This is a genomic window from Mesorhizobium sp. M2A.F.Ca.ET.039.01.1.1, from assembly GCF_003998035.1.
Classification (GTDB): Bacteria; Pseudomonadota; Alphaproteobacteria; order Rhizobiales; family Rhizobiaceae; genus Mesorhizobium.
The window spans coordinates 1-1578 of record NZ_RZRY01001081.1; the positions used below are offsets into that span (position 1 = coordinate 1).

The 1578-nt window shown below is 66.3% G+C and carries 1 protein-coding gene and 1 pseudogene; both read right to left on the minus strand.

The window, feature by feature from the left end; translation table 11 throughout:
* A pseudogene (locus tag EOA24_RS37415) lies at nt 1-547 on the minus strand (NAD(P)-dependent oxidoreductase); the annotation flags it as partial.
* Nucleotides 544-1578: mandelate racemase/muconate lactonizing enzyme family protein (locus EOA24_RS37420; protein ID WP_133374886.1), on the minus strand; the 1035-nt coding region annotated here is incomplete at its 5' end. The pseudogene EOA24_RS37415 and the gene EOA24_RS37420, both read right to left, overlap by 4 nt.

Sequence of the window (1578 nt, forward strand, 5' to 3'; positions counted from 1 at the left end):
AGATGGATGAAGGCCAGCATGTTTGTGATCACCTTGATCACCGCCGCCGAGCCGACTGGTGCATCAGGAAGGATCTTGCGCACATCGCCTCGATGGCCGGGCGATGGCGTTCGTAGAGCGCGGCGTCGCCGCCGACGAGCGCCGTGATCCTGCCGACTGCGGCCAGATGCACGCCGCCGGTGACCGGACATTCCAGCGTCTCGATGCCCTTTGCCGAAGCAAGCGCGGCGAGCCGCAAAATCTCGTCACGGCCGTTGGTCGACATCTCGATCCAGGTGCCACCCTTAGGTAGGCCCTGGAGCAATCCGTCCGGGCCGGCGAGCACTGCTTCGCTGACCCTGGGCGAGGGCAGGCAGGTGATCGCGTTGCCGGCGCGGGCAGCGGCCTCGGCCGGGCCCGCCGCCGCAATGGCGCCGAGCGCGACGAGGCACTCGACCGCCGCCGGGTCGCGATCGAAGACCGTGACGGCGAAGCCTTTGCGCAGCAGGCTGGCGGCAAGGTTGCCGCCGAGATGGCCCAGACCGATGAAGGCGTAAGCGAGGGTCACGGCATCAGCGGCGTCTGCATCATCTGCAGATGCAGGTCCAAGCCGCTATAGGGGTGCGCGTCGCAGACCGCCTCGTCTAGCTCGACGCCGAGGCCCGGCTCCTTCGACGGGATGACGTTGCCGTCCTGCCATCCGATCTTCTTCTTGAGCAGGGTGGCGTGAAAACCGTCCCACTGTTTCAGCGATTCCAGGATGAGGAAATTGGGCAGCGTCACCGCGAGCTGGATGTTGGCGGCGCCGACGATCGGGCCGCAATAGCAGTGCGGCGCCACCTGGATGTGGTAGGCCTCGGCCATGGCGGCGATCTTCTTGGTTTCGAGGATGCCGCCGGAGCGGCCGAGGTCGGGCTGCAGGATGGTCGCGGCGCGGTTTTCGATGACGCGGGCGAACTCGAATTTCGTCGTCAGCCGCTCGCCCGTGGCGATCGGAATCGAGGTGCCGCGGGCTACCTGCGCCATCACCTCGGGCATATCCGGCGGCACCGGCTCCTCGAACCAGAGCGGATCGTAAGGCTCGATGGCGCGCGCCAGGCGCAGCGCGCCCGAAGCGGTGAACTGGCCATGCGTGCCGAACAGGATGTCCGCCCTGTTACCGACGGCCTCACGGATCGCCTTGATCATGCGCGCCGACAGGTCGATGTCGATCAAGCGCGGCTGGTGGCCGTCATAGGCAGTGTAGGGGCCGGCCGGGTCGAGCTTCACGGCGTTGAAGCCCTGCTCGACATATTCGAGCGCGCAGGCGGCGGCCATGTCTGGGTCGTTATAGACGTTCTTGCCCCGCGCATCTTCCGAATGGACGCTGCCGGTGTGCGGATAGAGATAGGTGTAGGAGCGCAGCGTCTCATGCACCTGGCCGCCAAGCAGCTTGTAGACCGGCTTGTCCGCCTCCTTGCCGATGATATCCCAGCAGGCCATTTCGAGCGCCGAGAAGCAGCCCATGCCAGAGACGTCCGGGCGCTGGGTGAAGCCGGACGAGTAGACGCGGCGGAACAGGTTTTCGAGATCGTGCGGGTCGCGGCCGACGAGGTAGCG